The organism is Kitasatospora sp. NPDC001664 (assembly GCF_053596675.1).
In genome coordinates this window covers 52,564-68,653 of sequence record NZ_JBSFGS010000039.1, presented here as the reverse complement: position 1 = coordinate 68,653, position 16,090 = coordinate 52,564, and the positions used below count along the sequence as shown (strand labels likewise).

Here is a 16,090-nt window from a genome sequence, read left to right as displayed (position 1 = left end):
CTGCGCCCGGCCCTGGAGGCACGGCTCGCGGACCTGGAGGCCTGGCTGCACGTGACCGAGGCCGTCGCCCTTTCGGTTGGTGCGGGTGGCGGGTCGGGTTACTTCTTGCCCTTGCCCAGGGACGGGATCATCACCAGGCCGGCGATGATCGCGAAGGCGACCAGCGGGGCGGCCACGAACAGGCCGAGGGTCTGGGCCACGGAGATGCCGGAGCCCGGGTCGTCGCCGTCGTCCCGGGTCAGCGCCAGGGCGGCGGGCGACGTCAGCAGCATCATCAGCGTCGCCGTGGCGGTGACCGCACCGGCTCGCAAAGCGTTCCTCTTGTCCACGTTTCCCAAGGTACCGGCCGCTTATCGGGCACCGCTCGCCGGGGTGCGCCTTCCGAGCGCCTCCACCAGCCGGGCGGCGGAGTCCGAGGCCGCCAGCTGCTCCAGGGTGACGGGGCGTCCGCTCCGGTCGGCCACCGGCAGCCGCCAGTTCGGGTACTGGTCCCAGGTGCCGGGCAGGTTCTGCGGGCGCGGATCCCCCACCAGGTCGGGCAGCCAGACCCCGACCAGCTCGGCCGGGGTGGCCAGCAGGAAGGCGTAGAGGGCCTCGGGGGTCGGCTCCACCCCCTCGGCCAGCAGGCCGAGCCGGGTCAGTTCGGCCTGCCAGTCGGCCAGTTCGGCGGCGGCCTCGGCCTGCTCCTCGGCCAACGGGCGGCCCAGCAGGCCGAGCCGGTGGCGCAGCTCCACGTGCTCGCCGGAGAGGCGGGCCGCCGTGCTCGGCAGGTCGTGGGTGGTCAGGGTGGCCAGGCAGGCGGCCCGCCAGCGCTCGGGCGGCAGGATCGCCCCGTCCGCCCGCCAGTCCCGCTCGAACCAGAGCACCGAGGTGCCCAGCACCCCACGGGCCGTCAACTCCTCGCGCACCCCGGGCTCCACCGTGCCCAGGTCCTCGCCGATCACGTACGTGCCGGCCCGGTGCGCCTCCAGGGCCAGCACCCCGAGCATCGCCTCCGCGTCGTAGCGCACGTACGCGCCCTGGGTCGGCGGCAGCCCCTCCGGCACCCACCAGAGCCGGAACAGCCCCATCACGTGGTCGATCCGCACCGCCCCCGCGTGCCGCACCGCCGCCCGCAGCAGCTCCGCGTACGGGGCGTACCCGGCGGCGGCCAGCGCGTCCGGGCGCCAGGGCGGCAGGCCCCAGTCCTGGCCGTGGGCGTTGAAGGCGTCCGGCGGGGCGCCGACCGAGATGCCGGCCGCCAGCACGTCCTGCAGCACCCAGGCGTCCGCGCCGTCCGGGTGCACGCCGACCGCCAGGTCGTGCACCAGGCCGACGGGCATGCCCGCCTCCTCGGCGACCCGCTGGGCCTCGCCGAGCTGGTGGTCCGTCAGCCAGGCCAGCCAGCGGTGGAACTCGACCCGCTCGGCCAGGTCCTGGGCGGCCTTGGTGACGTGCGGGCTGTCCGGGTGGCGCAGGCCCTTCGGCCAGTGGTGCCAGTCGTCGCCGTGCACCTCGGCCAGCGCGCACCAGAGCGCGTACCGCTCCAGCCAGCTGCCCTCGCGCGCCGCGTAGGCCCGGTAGGCGGCCTCGCGGCCGGGGCCCCGGGGGACGCGGTGCAGCAGTTCGAGGGCCTCCAGCTTGACGGCGCGCACCGCGTCGCGGTCCACCAGGCCGTCGTGGGCCAACACCTCCTGGCTCAACCGCCTTCCGCGCTCCCCGAGTTCGGCGAGCTGCCGGTGGTCGGCGTACGGGTACTCGGGGACCGCCTCGATCCGCAGGTGCACCGGATCGGTGAAGCGGCGGGAGGACGGGCGGTACGGGGACGGGTCGGAGGGGGCGCCGGGAAGGGCGGCGTGCAACGGGTTGAGCTGGACGAAGCCGGCCCCGAGGGCGTGGCCGGACCAGGCGGCGAGCTCGGCCAGATCGCCCAGGTCGCCCATGCCCCAGGACCGTTCGGACAGCACCGAGTAGAGCTGGGCCAGGAAGCCCCAGGACCGGCGGCCGATCTCCGGCAGCCGCTGCGGGGCCACGATCAGCGGGGTGGAGTCCGCCCGGCCGTCGGTGGTGCGGACGGTCAGGCGGTGGCGGCCGAGCGGCAGGTCGGCGGGCAGCCAGTGCGAGCGGGACGGCGCGAGCGTCCAGGTGCCGCCGCTCTCCAGCTCCACCGAGAGGCGGGCGCCGGCCGGGACGTCCAGCGCGGTGCGGCGGCCGGCCCGGACCACCACGCACGGCGGGAGGACGCGGGCGGCGAGGTCGGCGCGGTGGCGCTCCAGCGCCGCGCGGACGGCGGCCGGAGTGGAGGCGTCCACGCCGAGGGCGGCCAGGACGGCGACCAGGGTGTGCGGCGCGACCGGCACCGGGCCGGCGCCGACGTCGTACGTGGTGTCCACTCCGTGCGCGTGCGCCAGGGCGGCCAACTCCGGTGAGGGCGGCGGCTCCTGGGCCGGGGCCTGCTGCGGGTCGGCGGCGTCACGGTCGAGATAAGCGGCCACTTCAGGGCTCCTGCGCTCGGTGTAACCGTACGGACACCCCCAGTCCTACCCGTGCCCGCCCCGCCCGACCCGACCCGACACGCCGCCGCCCGCCCCGTGAGCCGCCCGGAGGGCGGCCAGGGGCGCGGGGAACTGCGCGAAGCGGAAGGCGGACCAGCGTGAGATCGGGGCAGGCGAGCCAGTTGCAGGAGCTGCCGTTCCCCCGCGCGCAGTTCCCCGCGCCCCCGGGGTGACCACTCTCGTCAGCCAGCTGTGCCATTCCGCCGCGCGCCCACGCGGCGGAGCCGCACATCATCAGAGCCTCGCGCCCCCGGGGTGACCACCGCCCGCGGCGCGGTCGGTGTGGGCGGACGGACATTGCCGCATAGCGGACATAGTGGGCGCGGGCGTTGACAGTGTTTCGGCTTGCTGATGGGCTGTGCCGCCGGGGGCACGTGGACTGGGGCGATGTGGGCGAGGAGGGTCCTGTGCAGGCTCGGGTGTCGGTGGCCGCCGGGAGGCTGCTGCGGCAGCAGATCGAGCAGAGTGCGGCCCTCCGTGACGTGCTGTACCACCCGGCCGCCCTGGCGGCCCGCCGGGCCACGGCGCGGACGGCCCGTCAGCTGGCGCCGCGCGCCGCGGACCGCCTGATCGCCGATCTCAAGGGCACCGCACCGCTGTTGGCCTCCGTCCGGGCCGAGCGGCGGCACCGCCCGGGCCCGCGGCGGGCGACGCTGCAGCTGGCCGCGACGCTGTCGGCGGCGGCCGTGGTGGGCGGGCTGCTGGTGGCCGCGCCGGGCACGGCGTACGCGGAGCCCTCCCCCGGACGGCCCGTCAGCACGGCGGAGCGCACCCCACTGGGTTCGCTGGCGGACCCTCAGCTCTTCCCGCAGCCGCAGCAGTTGACCTCCGGCGGGCAGCCGGTGGCCGTTCCCGCGACGGTGCAGTTGGTGGCGGCGGAGAAGGCGGACGGCCCGGCGGTCGACCTGCTGAGGTCCCTGCTCACCTCGGCCGGGGCGACCGAGATCACCCCGCTGCCCGGGCCGCCGGAGCACCCGGCGCCCGGGAGCCTGACGGTGTACGTGGGCGGCCCGGCCGAGCTGGCCGGCGGCGCGGCCGACCGGGCGCTGCGGGAGCTGGCGCAGGCGGCCGGGCGCAAGGACACCGAGGCGCTCTCCTTCGACGGGCTGCCCGCCGGGGGCTACCTGCTGGCGGCGGGCCAGGTGCCGGGCGAGGGCGGCCCGCACGGCACCGTGGTTCTGGCCGGGGTGGACGCGGACGGGACGTACCACGCGGCGCAGAGCCTGCGTCAGCTGCTGGCCCCGGCGGCGGACGGCAGGGGCTTCGCGTTCCCGGGCGTGACGGTGCGGGACTGGCCCTCGGGCGCGCCGGTGCGCGGTCTGGCGGAGTCCTTCCACGGCACCCCGTGGAGCACCGACCAGCGGATCGCGCAGCTGGAGTTCCTCGGCCGGACCAAGCAGAACTTCTACCTCTACGCGCCGGGCGCCGACCGCTACCGGCTCTCCCGCTGGCGCGACCCGTACCCGGAGGCGGAGGCCGAGGACCTGCGCCGGCTGGCCGAGGCGGCCCGGCAGAACCACGTGACGCTGGGGTACTCGATCGATCCGGGCCAGTCCTTCTGCTACAGCTCGGGCCGGGACGTGGACGCGCTGCTGGCCAAGCTGGACGGGCTGCGCAGGCTGGGCTTCGGGGCCTTCCAACTGGAGTTCCTGGACGTCTCCTTCGACGAGTGGCACTGCGGCACCGACCGGCGCGGCTTCGGCACCGGCCCGGAGGCCGCCGCCAAGGCACAGGCCGCGCTGGTCGGCAAGGTCCGGGAGCGGTTGACCAAGGGGAAGCTGCCGCTGACGGTGGTGCCGACGGACTACCAGAAGGCGGCCGTCTCGCCGTACCGCAAGGCGCTGTCCGCCGCGCTGCCCGCCGACGTCCAGGTGGCCTGGAGCGGCGGTGCGGTGATCCCGGCGAAGATCTCGGCGGCCGCCACCGCGGAGGCGGCCCGGGCGGCCGGGCGGCCGCTGGTCACGCTGGACGGCTACCCGGCCAACGACTCGGCGCCGGAGCGGCTCTACCTGGGCGCGTACCAGGGCCGGGAGGCCGGGGTGGCGACCGGTTCGGCCGCGCTGCTGACCGCCGCGATGGAGCAGCCGGTGGCCTCGCAGGTGCCGCTGGCCACCGCCGCCGACTTCGGCTGGAACCCGGCCGGCTACCGGCCCGCGGACTCCTGGCGGGCCGCGCTGCGCCCGCTGGCCGGCTCGGCGCAGGGCCTGGCGGCGCTCACCGCGCTGGCCGGGCACAGCTCCTCCTCGGTGCTGGCCAAGGGCGAGTCGGGCTACCTGACCCCGCTGGCCGAGCGGTTCTGGGCGGCCCTGGAGCCGACCGGCGGGGCCGCGCCGGACCGGGCGAAGCTGGCCGAGGCGGCGGCTCCGCTGCGGGACGCCTTCGCCACCATGGCCGGGGCCCGGCAGGCGCTGGCCACCGAGCAGGTCGGGGTGGAGGCGGACCCGTGGCTCGCCGAACTGGCCGGGTACGGGCGGGCCGGGCTGGCCGCGGTGGACATGCTGCTGGCCCAGCGCGGCGGGGACGGCTCGGCGGCCTGGCAGCAGCGGGTCGCGCTGCGCGGCGAGCGGGAGCGGCTCGGCCAGGGCGGCGCCACGGTCGGTGCCGGGGTGCTGGATCCGTTCCTGGACCGGGCGGTCCGGGCCGCCGACAGCTGGTCGGGGGTGAGCGCCGGGCCGGTCTCGCCGACCACCACCCTGGGCACCGCGCACGACCACCGGCCCTCGCTGATGACCGACGACTCGGCCGACACCTTCTACTGGACCGCCTCCCCGCCGCAGACCGGCGACACCATCGGCCTGGACCTCGGGCCGGGCCGCCCGCTGGGCAGCGTCACGGTGCTGATGGGCAGCTGGGGGCAGGGGCCGGACGCCCGCAGCGCGGCCGGCGACTTCCTGCGCGAGGGCGTGCTGGAGTACAGCACCGGCGAGGGCGGCTGGCGGCCGCTGGCCGATCTGAACGGCCGTCAGGACCTCACCGTGGCCGTCCCGCCCGGGGTGGTGGCCAAGGCCGTCCGGCTGCGCGCCACCTCGGGGCAGAAGACCGCCGTGGCGGTGCGCGAGTTCAGCGTGGCCGCGCCCGGCGAGACCCCGGCCACGGTGACCGGCGGCCCGCTGGCCGAGCCCGGCTCCTCGGCCGCGGCGGTCCTGGACGGGAACCCGGACACCGCCTACCGGGCGGCCACCGCCCCGGCCGCCGGGGACGCCCCGCTCACCGTGGAGCTGGGCGCGGCCCGTCCGCTGGACCGGGTCACCGTGCTGACCGACCCGACCGTGAAGGCCTCCGGCACCGTGGAGCTCGGGCTGCCGGACGGCACCTGGGTGCCGGCCGGGCCGGTCCGCCCCGGCTGGAACGAACTGTCCGCCGGCGGGCGGCAGGTGACGTCCATCCGGCTCAGCTGGGCGCCGGGCGGCGAGCCGCCGGTGGTCAACCAGATCGTGCCCTGGTACCAGGACACCCCGGCCGCCCGGCTCTCGCTCTCCGTTCCGGTGCTGGACGTGGTGGCCGGCGCCGCCGCCCCGGCGCAGACCAACACGGTGGTCGAGTCCGGCCGCCCGGACGGGGTGACCGGCCGCCTCACCGCCGAGGTGCCGGTCGTGGCCCAGGGCCTGACGGTGGCTCCGGTGCCCGAGCTGGCGGTGCCGCGCGGCGGCCGGATCGCCGCCCCGCTGCAGGTGACGGCGGCGGCCGGGACGCCCACCGGGACGTACGAGGTGCCCGTGGTCTTCGCGGCCCAGGGCATGACGGTGCGCCAGACCCTGCGGGTGCGGGTGGTGCCGCCGACCGGCGGGCCCGACCTGGCGCCGCGCGCGACGGCCGCCGCCTCGGGCGCCGACTCCGCGAAGACGCCCGCCTCGGCGGTCAACGACGGGGATCCGCGGACCAGGTGGTCCGCCCCGGCGAAGGACGACGCCTGGGTGCAGCTGGAGCTGCCGGAGCCGGTCCGGCTGGGCTCGGCGGTGCTGGCCTGGGAGGCCGCGTACGCCTCCGCGTACCGGCTGGAGGCCTCGGCGGACGGGGTCTCGTGGACCACGGTGGCCACCGTGGCGGACGGCCGGGGCGGCACCGAGACGGTGCGCTTCGACGCCCCGGGCACCCGGTACCTGCGGGTGCAGGGCGTCACCCGGGCCACCAAGTACGGGTACGCGCTCACCTCCGTGCAGCTGTACGGCGTCACCACGGGCTGACGGGAGCGCCCCGGAGGTGACCGCCGCCCCAGGTGCCGGAAACGGGACCGCGCCGCCCCCCTCGTGCTCTCAGGGGGTCGGCGCGGTCCCGTGGTGGTGCGCGGCGGGCCTCAGTTGGCCACCGCCAGTGCGGCCAGCAGGTGCTCCTCGTGGCCGAGGGTCTGCAGGGTGCGGAGCTCGGCGCGGCGGATCTTGCCGGAGATGGTGGTCGGCATCCCGGTGACGAACTCCAGGACCTTGACCCACTTCTCGGCCGGCAGCTCGGCCCGGACCCGCTCGAAGAGCAGCTCGGCGGCGTCCTCGCGCTCGGTCCACTCGGGGGCGAGCAGCACGAAGGCCTTGGGGATCCACATGCCGACCGGGTCCGGCACCGGCACCACGGCGGCCTGCTCGACGGCCGGGTGGCCCAGCAGCACCCGCTCCAGCTCCAGCGGGGAGATCCGGTAGTCGAAGGACTTGAACATGTCGTCGTCGCGGCCGACGTAGCTCAGCTCGCCGTCCTCGCCCAGGCGGACCAGGTCACCGGTGTGGTAGTAGCCGCCGGCGAAGGCCGCCTCGGTCTTCTTCTGGTCGCCGGCGTAGCCGACCATGATGCCGGTCGGACGGACCGTCAGGTCCAGGCAGAGCTCGCCGACGCCGCCGGGGGCGACCGGGCGGCCGGTCTTCGGGTCCACCACCACCGGGCGGTAGCCGGGGAGCGGGCGGCCCATCACGCCGGCCTGCGGGCGGCGGCCGGGGGTGTGGCCGATCTGGCCGGTGGTCTCGGTCTGGCCGTAGCCGTCCCGGACGTAGACGCCCCAGGTCTCCTCGACCGTGTTGATCAGGGTGGCCTCCAGCGGCTCCCCGGCGCAGGTCGCCTCGCGGAGGGTGGCGGGGGCCTCACCGAGGCCCTCGGCCAGCAGGCCGCGCCAGACGGTCGGCGGGGCGCAGAAGGTGGTGATGCCCTGCTCCCGCAGGGTGGTCAGGACGGCGGTCGGGGTGGAGAGGGCGGAGTCCAGGACCACGATGGTGGCCTCGGCGTTGAAGGGGACGAAGAAGGAGCTCCAGGCGTGCTTGGCCCAGCCGGGGGCCGAGATGTTCAGGTGGACGTCGCCGGGGCGGACCCCGTTCCAGTACATCCCGGAGAGGTGGCCGACCGGGTAGCTGGTGTGGGTGTGCAGCACCATCTTGGGGCGGGAGGTGGTGCCGGAGGTGAAGTAGACGAACAGCGGGTCGTCGCCGCGGGTGGCGCCCTGCGGGTCGAAGGCCTCGGGGGCGGTCTCGGAGTCCGCGTAGTTGGCCCAACCCTCGACCCGCGCACCGGTGTTGATCCGGGTCCAGCCGCCCGGCAGGTCGGCGAAGCGCTCGACCAGCGAGTCCTCGGTGAGCACGTGGCGGACCTTGGCGCGGTCCAGCCGGTCGGCCAGGTCGTCGGTGGTGGCGGTGGCGTAGGTGGGGACCACCACCGCGCCCAGCTTGATCGCGGCGAGCATGGTCTCGTAGAGCGGGAGGCGGTTGTGCAGGGCCATCAGGAGCCGGTCACCGCGCCGCACGCCCAGCGAGCGGAGCCAGTTGGCGACCTGGTCGGAGCGGCGGGAGAGCTCGGCGTAGCTGACCTCGCGGGCCGGGCCCTCGCCCAGCAGGCGGAGGGCGGTGCGGTCCCCGCCCTCGGCGGCGATCACGTCGAACCAGTCCAGCGCCCAGTTGAACTGCGGGAGTTGGGGCCACTGGAACTGCTCGCGGGCGGTGTCCAGGTCGTGCGCGTTGTCCAGCAGGACGTTGCGGGCGGCGCGGAAGGCGGCGGTGGCGTTGGGGTTGCGGCCGGCGGTGTTCACGCGGCTCCTCCGGCGGTGACGGTGGCGGACTGGCGGACGGTGGTGGTGACGGCGAGGTCGAGCATGGCGGCGGCGATCGAGTCGGCGTCGCGGCGGAACAGGGTGTTCAGGCCCGGCTTGCCGCTGCCGACCTGGGTGAACCAGCGGGTGTGCTCGGTCGGGATGCCCAGGGCGTAGAGGTCGCAGCGGATCCGGCCGCCGGCGTCGATCACCCGGAACGGGGCCTCGGTGACGTTCAGGCCGCCGGTGGCGTGGCTCGCGCCGGTCGCCGGGTCGGTCATCACGTACTCGCCGATCAGGCCGTCGGCCAGCAGCGAGGTGGTCAGCGGGGAGGTGTCCTTGTGCAGGTCCGGGGTGGGGATCCGGGCGTCGACCAGCACCTCGGCGTGGTGCACCGAGCCGGCCACCTGCGGGGAGGAGATCCGGAACTTCCCGGCCGTCTCGTCGGCCTCGAACTCGGTGGCGGGGCCCGCCACCTCGACCACGCCGGCCTCGATCAGCGCCACCAGCTGCTCCACCCGCTCGATCGGAGGTCCGGCGGAGAGCAGGGAGTTGACGGGGAGGAACTTCTTCTGGAACTCCTCCACGTAGGAGTCGGGCTGGAGGCCGCCGTAGTCGACCGCCTCGCGCACCACGTTGCGGATGTCGCGGAGGACGTCGAGGGCGGACTTGAGCGGACCGTCCGCGTTGCCGAGCTGGGCCGCATCGAGGTCCTCCCGCATGATGGTCAGCAGTTCGGCGCGGAAGTCCTCCGGGCCGGCGTACTCCTTGCCGCGGAACGGGCGGGCCAGCGCGTCCAGGTCGAGCGGGGCCAGCGGGGCGCCGCCGGAGCGGGCCTGGGAGTCGGCGCGGACCGCCTCCACCTCCTGCATCAGCAGCGGGAGGACGTCCTCGTCGAAGCGCAGGCGGCCGCTGCCGCCGGCCTCGATCCGCCGCTTGCGGGCGTCGGCCACCGCGGCCGAGGTGAGGAAGCGCGGCTTGTGGCTGTGGTTCGGGTTCTTCTGGTTGCGGCCGCGGGCCGGGATCGGCAGGCCGCTGCGCGAGCCGGTGACGATCTTCGGCTCCAGGCCGCTGGCCAGGTAGCGCAGGGTGCCGTCCGCGTCGGTGGCGAAGGTGCCGCCGCGGCCGACGGTCAGGCTGAGCATCACGTCGTAGAAGGAGAGGCCGAGGCCGCGGATCGCGACGGTGGAGCCGGGGCGGACGGTCTGCTGGTCCAACGCCATGTCGGCGGCGGAGTCGCCGGCCAGGTAGGCCAGGCCCGGGTGGCGGTCGGCGAAGGCGAACATGCCGCGCTCGAAGGCGTCCGCCTTGTTGGTCGGGTGGCCGGTGGCGAGCAGGAGCTGGTCGACCTCCACCAGGTAGGGGGCGGCGTCCAGTTCGAGCACGTAGCCGCCCTCGGCGGCCGGCGAGGCCTGGGTGACCCGGGCCTTGACGGACACCAACTCGACCCGTTCCGGGAGGTTCTCGACGATCGAGCGGTAGACGGCCTGCTGGTACTGGCCGTAGCGCTGCCGGGAGGCGTAGTCGTCCGGGCCCAGCAGCGGCTCGCCGTGGGTTCTGGCCCGCTCGGCGATCCACTGGCCCAGCGAGGGGCCGGCGCCGGGGCGGGCCGGGCCGCCGTCCGGGTCACCGGAGTACATCGTCACCTGGCCGACCACCGTGTTCATCGTGAACCAGTCGTCCTGGTCCGTGCGCCACACCCGCCCCGAGCCGACCTCCACCGCGTCGATCAGGTGGATGCGGACCTGACGGCCGCTCAGTTCGCCGTCGTTCAGCCGGGCGGCCAGGCGCTCCAGGACCGAGAGGCCGCGCGGGCCGGAGCCGATGATGCCGAGGGAGAGCGGGGCCTGGGAGTTGCGGTCGGTGGTCACTTGGCGTCCTTGGCGATCGAGGTGGTCGAGGTGAGGGTCGGGCGGCTGTACTCGGTCTCCAGGGCGGCGAGGTCGAAGCCGCGCTGCACGTGGGAGAGCATCCCGAGGAAGTCGTCGGCGCCGAGCCGGGCGGAGCCGGCGGGCTTGGTCGCCGCGATCGGCATGCGGCCGGTGGAGAGCCACTGGAGCCGGCCGTCGCCGTCGATGAAGCTGCGGGCCCGCTGGGCGTTGTCGGCGTGCAGGCAGAAGGGGACGTCCAGGTAGCCCTTCTCGAAGGCCTTGCGCAGCGCCTGGCCGATGTCGGGGTCGAGCTCCAGGACGGCCTCGACCAGCAGGCGGGCCTCGGCGTAGACCGGGTTGTCGGTGATCGAGCCGGGCTGCGGGAGGACGCCCTCCGAGGCCCGGGCCGCCTCGCCCAGGGCGAGGATGTTGTCGGCGACGGTGGGGATGCGGTGGGCCTCGGCCGGGGTCTTGACGATCAGGCGCTCGGCGCCGGTGGTGCGGGCCAGCGTGGCGCTGCCGCGGAGGAGTTCGAGCGCACCGGCCTCGGTGCGGGGGAAGACGCCCATGTAGGAGTAGAGGACGACGTGCCACTGGGTGTCGCCGAGGTACTGGCCGGCCAGGTGGCGCAGCGCCGCGATGGCGTCCACGTCCTGGTCGAAGCTGGTGCCCTGGGCGTAGCTGAGCGAGATGGAGGTCAGGCCGCGCTGGCGGAAGAACATGCCCTCCAGGGCGGAGATCGCCACCAGCAGGCTGGGCGGGCAGAGCTGGCCGAGCATGCAGCCGCCGAAGCTCTCCAGGTGGGCGCCCTGCACCCGCTCGGCGAGCATCTCGCAGCTGGCGGCCCAGGCGTCCACCGCCTGGGCGAGCGGGGTGCGGGAGTAGGGGAGGCAGTAGGAGACCGGGCCGCCCTCGGTGGCGTCCAGACCGGCGTCCAGCAGGGCCTGCACGATGCCGAGCGGCAGCGGGGAGCCGTGCCGGACCTGGATCGCGAAGTCCGGGGCACCGATGTTCGCCAGCATCTCGCGGGTGACGTCGGCGCCGTGCGCCACGATCGGGAAGCCGTTGAGGTCCGAGCCCTCGCGCAGGGCCTTGCGGGCGGAGTCGTGGTCGCCAACCCGGGTGTAGCTGTCGAGGGTGATGGTGCCCACCGTGGTGGCGTCGGCGGCGGCGACCGCCTGGAGCCCGCCGAGCATCACCGGGACGCTGGGCATGCCCATCCGGGGCTGGACGACCAGCCGGCCGGCGGCCGCGGCGGCGGCGACGGTGTCGCCGAAGGGGGCGGTGGACAGCAGGCGGCGGACGCCGCCTGCGGGGATGGTGGTGGCCAGGGCGCTCATGCCGCTCCTCCGACGATCGCAACGGGCTTGGGGGTCTCCAGGTAGCGGCGGAAGTCCGCCACGCCCTCTCCGTCCTCGAACACCGCGGTGAAGCCCGCGGCCATCAACTCGGCGCCGTAGCCGCCGCCTTCACCACCGCGGATGCCGAGCTTGCCGCCGATCACGACCGGCAGGTCGGCCAGGTCGGCCTCGTCGCGCAGCCGGCCGATCATCCGGCGGCCGTCCAGGAAGCCGTGGCCGTTGACGCTGCTCACCACGACCATGTCGGGGTTGTGGCGGCGGCACTCGGAGATCAGCAGCTCGTCCGGGACGCAGGCGCCGATGTTGACGACCTCGTGGCCCATCTCCTCCAGCAGGAGCTGCAGGAAGACGAGGTTCCAGGTGTGGGAGTCGGAGGAGACACTGGAGACCAGGACCCGGCGGCCGCTGCGCTGGCGCTGGGCCGGCAGGTGCGCCCCGGTCGGGGTAAGCGATGACATGGGCTTCTCTCTGACGTTCTGCTGGGTGGGGTGCGGGGAGGCCGCTGAACTGCTGTCAGCCGGCGGGTGCGTCACGGGAGTTGCGGTGGGGCGGCCGGGGTGGCCGGCCCGCGGGGGTCCCCGCCGGGCCGGCCGGCCGGGCCGGTCAGGAGGTCAGCGCGGCGGCGACCGGCCGGATCGGGTGCTGCGGGGTGCGCGGCGAGGCCGGGCGGGTGCGGATCGCCAGCACCGTGCAGCCGGAGGCGCTGGACATCTGGTGCTGGGTGCCCGGGCCCTCGACGATCAGGTCGCCCTTCACGTACGAGTCGCCGTCGCTGTGGTCCAGCTGGCCGTCCAGGACGAGCATCAGTTCGTAGCCGAGGTGCTCGTGGAAGTCGCCGTGCGCGGTGGGCGGGAAGCGGAGCAGCAGGCCCACCGACTCCTCGCCGGTCTCCGCGTTCGGGGCCCACAGGACGTGGTGCTCGACGCCCGCGCGGCCCGGCTCGGCCCAGGTCGTCCACTCGATGTCGGTGAGGTCGAAACCGCTGCGGAAGACATTCTGGATGAACTCGATCTCAGCCATGGGAATCCCCTTCTCGGATTTATCTGGATTGTGGCCGGGGCTTTTCTTTTTCCCGTTCCCCTTGCCTGTAATAAATGTATGGCCCGGGGAGACCCCTGGCCCCCCGGCCTTCCCGATGGGGAGGCAAGCGAGAAGCCGATGGCACGTGACACAGTCAGATCTTGTCGCTGTGGGGGCGGTGTGCACTCGCGCAGGATGAGGGGAACTCGATAGCGAGAGGAGGCGCAGTGGACATAGCCATGTACCAGCTGCGGACTTTCTGGGAAGTCTCGCGCCTGCAGAGCATCACCAAGGCGGGCCGCAAGCTCGGCTACTCGCAGTCCACCATCACCGCGCACGTCCGGGTGCTGGAGGCCCAGGTGGGCACCCCGCTGTTCCAGCGGCTGCCGCACGGGGTCAGGCTCACCGAGGCCGGCCAGATCTTCCACGGGTACGCCGCCCGGATGCTCTCGGCGGTGGACGAGCTGTCGGCCGCCCTCGCCGAGAACGGCGAGGTCACCGGCCAGGTGTCGGTCGGTGCGACCGGCTCGCTGGTGGACCGCGAGGTGTCCCGGCTGATCTGGGAGGCCCGCTACCGGTACCCGCGGGTGACCGTCTCCCCGCTCAGCATGCTCTCCACCCGGATCCCGGAGGAGGTCGCGGCCGGCCGCCTCGACCTCGGCCTGATGATGACCAGCACCGCCGAGCCCTCCGAGCCGCCGCCGGCCGGCGTGGTCCGGGAGCGGCTGCACGAGCTGGACCTGGTCTGCATCGGCTCGCTGGGCCTGCCGAGCGCCGAGGGCGATCCGGTCGGCCGCCTGCGGGAGGCGCGCATCCTCCAGGTGGACCACGGCTGCCCGTCCCAGGAGCAGGTGCAGACGGCCCTGCAGGACCAGTACGGCTTCACCCTGGAGGTGATGTCGGCCGGCTCGGTGGGCAGCGCCCTCGGGCTGATGCGCAGCGGTCCGTTCATCGCGGTGCTCCCCGAGCAGTCGGTGGCCCGCGAGGTGGAGCTCGGCTCGGTGGTGCTCCAGGAGCAGCTGCCGCGGATGCGGCGGGCGGTCTGGATGCTCTGGCGCGACCAGGCCTGGCAGCCGGCCGCGATGGTGGCCCTGCTGGAGCTGGCGCGGCGGGTCGGGCAGCTCACCGGGGAGCCCGTGGGCTCCGCCTGACGACCCGTACGGGCCGTACGCCCCGCGCGTCCCCCCTCGCACGTCGAACGGCCGGAAGCCCTCGTAGCGTCGCTACGAGGGCTTCCGGCCGTGGGGCCCTGGCCGGTCCTGGCGGACCGTCAGGCGGTGCCCAGCAACTGGGCCTTGAGCCGGGCGTTCTCCCGCTCCAGCTCCTCGAGACGGGTGGTCAGCGGTTCGACCGCCGTCTCGATCTCCTCCTTGGTGAACCGGGGCGTGATGTGCTGGCTGCAGTTCCAGTCGAAGGCCTCGACCTCGATCACCATGACCCGCTCGGGCACGCCCGGGTACTCCTTGTCGCGGACCGCCTCGATCAGGGCGCGGTCCTCGTTGACGTCCACCGCCCGGGCCCGGCCGTAGACCTTCAGCCGGGCACGGTGCGGGTAGTCGACCAGGAAGAGCGAGACCCGGCTGTCGTGGTCCAGGTTCCCGGTGGTGATGTACTGCTTGTTGCCCCGGTAGTCGGCGAAGGCGATGTGGCGCTCGTCCAGCACCTTGACGAAGCCCTTGGGCCCGCCCCGGTGCTGGACGTACGGCCAGCCCGTCGCGCTGGCGCTGGCCAGGTAGAAGCTGTCGCGCTCCTGGATGAACCAGGCCTCGTCCGGACCCAGCTGGTCCGCACCCTCCGCCCCGGCGGCCATCCGCTCGTAGCTGCGCGCGCTCCCGTGCGCCTGCTGATGGCGCTTGGTCTCCGTGGTGAAGGCGATCTGTGCGTACCGGCTGGTCACGGCATTACTCCTCGTCAGATGGGTTACAGGACGTTCTTGTTGACCTCGGCCGCCACCTTGTAGCCCATCTCCAGGGCGGCCTGGTTGTCCCAGCGGAAGTGCACGCCGGCGTAGAGGCGGCTGTTGGCCTTCTCCTGGGCGGCCTGGGTGAAGCTGGTGAAGTGGCGGACCACGCCGACCGCGTTCGGGTCGTCGGTGCCGCTGCTGAACGGGATGTTGTCGCAGCCGAAGTAGTTCTTCATCGCGCCGGCCCAGGCCGCCACGATGCCGGAGTGGCCCGAGACGTAGGTCGGGAACGGCGGGGAGAAGTGCACGCCCTGCGGGGTCATCGAGAGCGGACGCCAGTTCGGGTCCGCGGTGGTCAGCGGGTTGTTGTCGGTGTCGGCGAAGTTGATCGCGGACTCCGGGCGCCACAGGTCGTTCTCGGTGTCGAACTTGGAGTCCCAGATCGCGATCGCGGCGTCGGCCATCGCGACCGAGATCATCGCGAACAGGCGGGCACTCGCGGTGGAGTCGACCCAGGGGTGCTGCTGCTGGTAGACGTCCATCGACTGGACGTACTGGTGGCCGATCGGCTTGTAGGTGCCGTTGACGTCGTTGGCCCAGTAGCGGGCCTGCTCGGTCTGGTCGGCGGTGCGCTCGGTCGAGGTGGCGCCACCGAGGCGGCGGACCTCGTCCACGCCGGCCGCGTACTCCGGGCTGGCGATGAAGGCCGGGATGGTGGTGTAGCCGAAGGGCAGGCTGGTCGGGCGGAACTGGCTGCCGGAGACCAGGCCGAAGGGCTTGACCTTGCCCCAGTTCGGCGAGTGCGGGACCGGGGCGCTGCCCGGGGTGGGCCGCCAGTAGCCGGGCGTGTTGTTGACCACGTAGGGGGTGTTGTCGTCCGCGCCGTCGCCGACCCGGTCGGTGATGATGCCGTTGGCGGCGGCGTTGCCGATGGCTATGCCGCGGTTGATGTTGATCGCGTTGGTCGGGCGGCGCAGCGAGACGGCGGTGTTCAGCTCGTCGTCGAAGTTGATCGCCGGGAAGGCCGCCTTCAGCGCGCTGTAGGCGGCCTGGTCGATGGCGGCCTCGAGCGAGCCGTTGTAGCCGCGGCTGTTCGGGACCAGGGTGCGGTACGGGCGGCCGATCTGCTGGATCGAGTTGACGGCGTCGTAGATGGCGAGGTTCATCATCGCGCCGCCGCGGCCCAGCGGGCCGGGGGTGCCACCGGTGGTGCGGAAGGCGTCCATCAGGACGTTGTTCCAGTAGATGACGTGGTCGGTGCGGTGGACGGCCGACGTCTCGGCGTCCTCCACAGCGTTGGCGCTCTGCGGGACGAGCGAGACCAGACCGCCGATGGCCAGGACCGAACAGGCGGCCTTGAGCACGGAACGGCGAGTCCTCGTGGTGCGGTTCATCTGGGCGGT

General features: G+C 74.2%; 11 protein-coding genes. 2 read left to right on the top strand and 9 right to left on the bottom strand.

Annotation, left to right across the window (positions count from 1 at the left end):
• Positions 1–98: 98 nt before the first annotated feature.
• Positions 99–329, bottom strand: coding sequence for a hypothetical protein (locus ACWCYY_RS36080; RefSeq protein WP_345288592.1), 231 nt, complete (start codon positions 327–329; stop codon positions 99–101).
• Positions 330–350: 21 nt separating this feature from the next.
• Positions 351–2,474: a 4-alpha-glucanotransferase gene (malQ, locus tag ACWCYY_RS36075; protein ID WP_449798466.1), complete on the bottom strand. Its 2,124-nt coding sequence runs from the start codon at positions 2,472–2,474 to the stop codon at positions 351–353.
• A gap of 467 nt (positions 2,475–2,941) precedes the next feature.
• Here malQ and ACWCYY_RS36070 point away from each other — a divergent pair, with 467 nt between their 5' ends.
• On the top strand, positions 2,942–6,718 hold the full coding sequence (locus ACWCYY_RS36070) for a beta-N-acetylglucosaminidase domain-containing protein (protein ID WP_449798465.1): 3,777 nt from the start codon (positions 2,942–2,944) through the stop codon (positions 6,716–6,718).
• A gap of 110 nt (positions 6,719–6,828) precedes the next feature.
• On the opposite strand, the gene ACWCYY_RS36065 is transcribed toward ACWCYY_RS36070, so the two are convergent.
• The 5 genes from ACWCYY_RS36065 to ACWCYY_RS36045 all read right to left on the bottom strand — a co-directional run bounded on the left by ACWCYY_RS36065 (position 6,829) and on the right by ACWCYY_RS36045 (position 12,784).
• Complete coding sequence (locus ACWCYY_RS36065) at positions 6,829–8,532, bottom strand: AMP-binding protein (RefSeq protein ID WP_345288589.1); 1,704 nt, start codon at positions 8,530–8,532, stop codon at positions 6,829–6,831.
• Positions 8,529–10,403 (bottom strand): FAD/NAD(P)-binding protein, encoded by a 1,875-nt coding sequence (locus ACWCYY_RS36060; RefSeq protein ID WP_345288588.1) that lies wholly within the window; start codon positions 10,401–10,403, stop codon positions 8,529–8,531. Before ACWCYY_RS36060 ends, ACWCYY_RS36065 begins: the two co-directional genes overlap by 4 nt.
• Complete coding sequence (locus ACWCYY_RS36055) at positions 10,400–11,743, bottom strand: methylaspartate mutase (protein WP_449798464.1); 1,344 nt, start codon at positions 11,741–11,743, stop codon at positions 10,400–10,402. The genes ACWCYY_RS36060 and ACWCYY_RS36055 overlap by 4 nt, the downstream gene beginning before the upstream one ends.
• Positions 11,740–12,222: a cobalamin B12-binding domain-containing protein gene (locus tag ACWCYY_RS36050; protein ID WP_345288585.1), complete on the bottom strand. Its 483-nt coding sequence runs from the start codon at positions 12,220–12,222 to the stop codon at positions 11,740–11,742. The genes ACWCYY_RS36055 and ACWCYY_RS36050 overlap by 4 nt, the downstream gene beginning before the upstream one ends.
• Before the next feature lie 145 nt (positions 12,223–12,367).
• On the bottom strand, positions 12,368–12,784 hold the full coding sequence (locus tag ACWCYY_RS36045; RefSeq protein WP_345288584.1) for a cupin domain-containing protein: 417 nt from the start codon (positions 12,782–12,784) through the stop codon (positions 12,368–12,370).
• Between the two features lie 227 nt (positions 12,785–13,011).
• Here ACWCYY_RS36045 and ACWCYY_RS36040 point away from each other — a divergent pair, with 227 nt between their 5' ends.
• Positions 13,012–13,935, top strand: a complete 924-nt coding sequence (locus tag ACWCYY_RS36040) for a LysR family transcriptional regulator (protein ID WP_345288583.1) — start codon at positions 13,012–13,014, stop codon at positions 13,933–13,935.
• A gap of 119 nt (positions 13,936–14,054) precedes the next feature.
• Here the strand turns inward: ACWCYY_RS36040 and ACWCYY_RS36035 are convergent, their stop codons facing one another.
• Together ACWCYY_RS36035 and ACWCYY_RS36030 are read right to left on the bottom strand one after the other, a co-directional pair.
• Positions 14,055–14,681: a pyridoxamine 5'-phosphate oxidase family protein gene (locus tag ACWCYY_RS36035; RefSeq protein WP_345288582.1), complete on the bottom strand. Its 627-nt coding sequence runs from the start codon at positions 14,679–14,681 to the stop codon at positions 14,055–14,057.
• Between the two features lie 23 nt (positions 14,682–14,704).
• Positions 14,705–16,081, bottom strand: a complete 1,377-nt coding sequence (locus ACWCYY_RS36030; RefSeq protein ID WP_345288581.1) for a vanadium-dependent haloperoxidase — start codon at positions 16,079–16,081, stop codon at positions 14,705–14,707.
• Positions 16,082–16,090 lie beyond the last annotated feature (9 nt).

Excerpts from the sequence above, each read along its gene's own strand:
- ACWCYY_RS36055 (WP_449798464.1), bottom strand. The coding sequence starts at position 11,743 with ATGAGCGCCCTGGCCACCACCATCCCCGCAGGCGGCGTCCGCCGCCTG.
- ACWCYY_RS36050 (WP_345288585.1), bottom strand. The coding sequence starts at position 12,222 with ATGTCATCGCTTACCCCGACCGGGGCGCACCTGCCGGCCCAGCGCCAG.
- ACWCYY_RS36030 (WP_345288581.1), bottom strand. The coding sequence starts at position 16,081 with ATGAACCGCACCACGAGGACTCGCCGTTCCGTGCTCAAGGCCGCCTGT.
- ACWCYY_RS36045 (WP_345288584.1), bottom strand. The coding sequence starts at position 12,784 with ATGGCTGAGATCGAGTTCATCCAGAATGTCTTCCGCAGCGGTTTCGAC.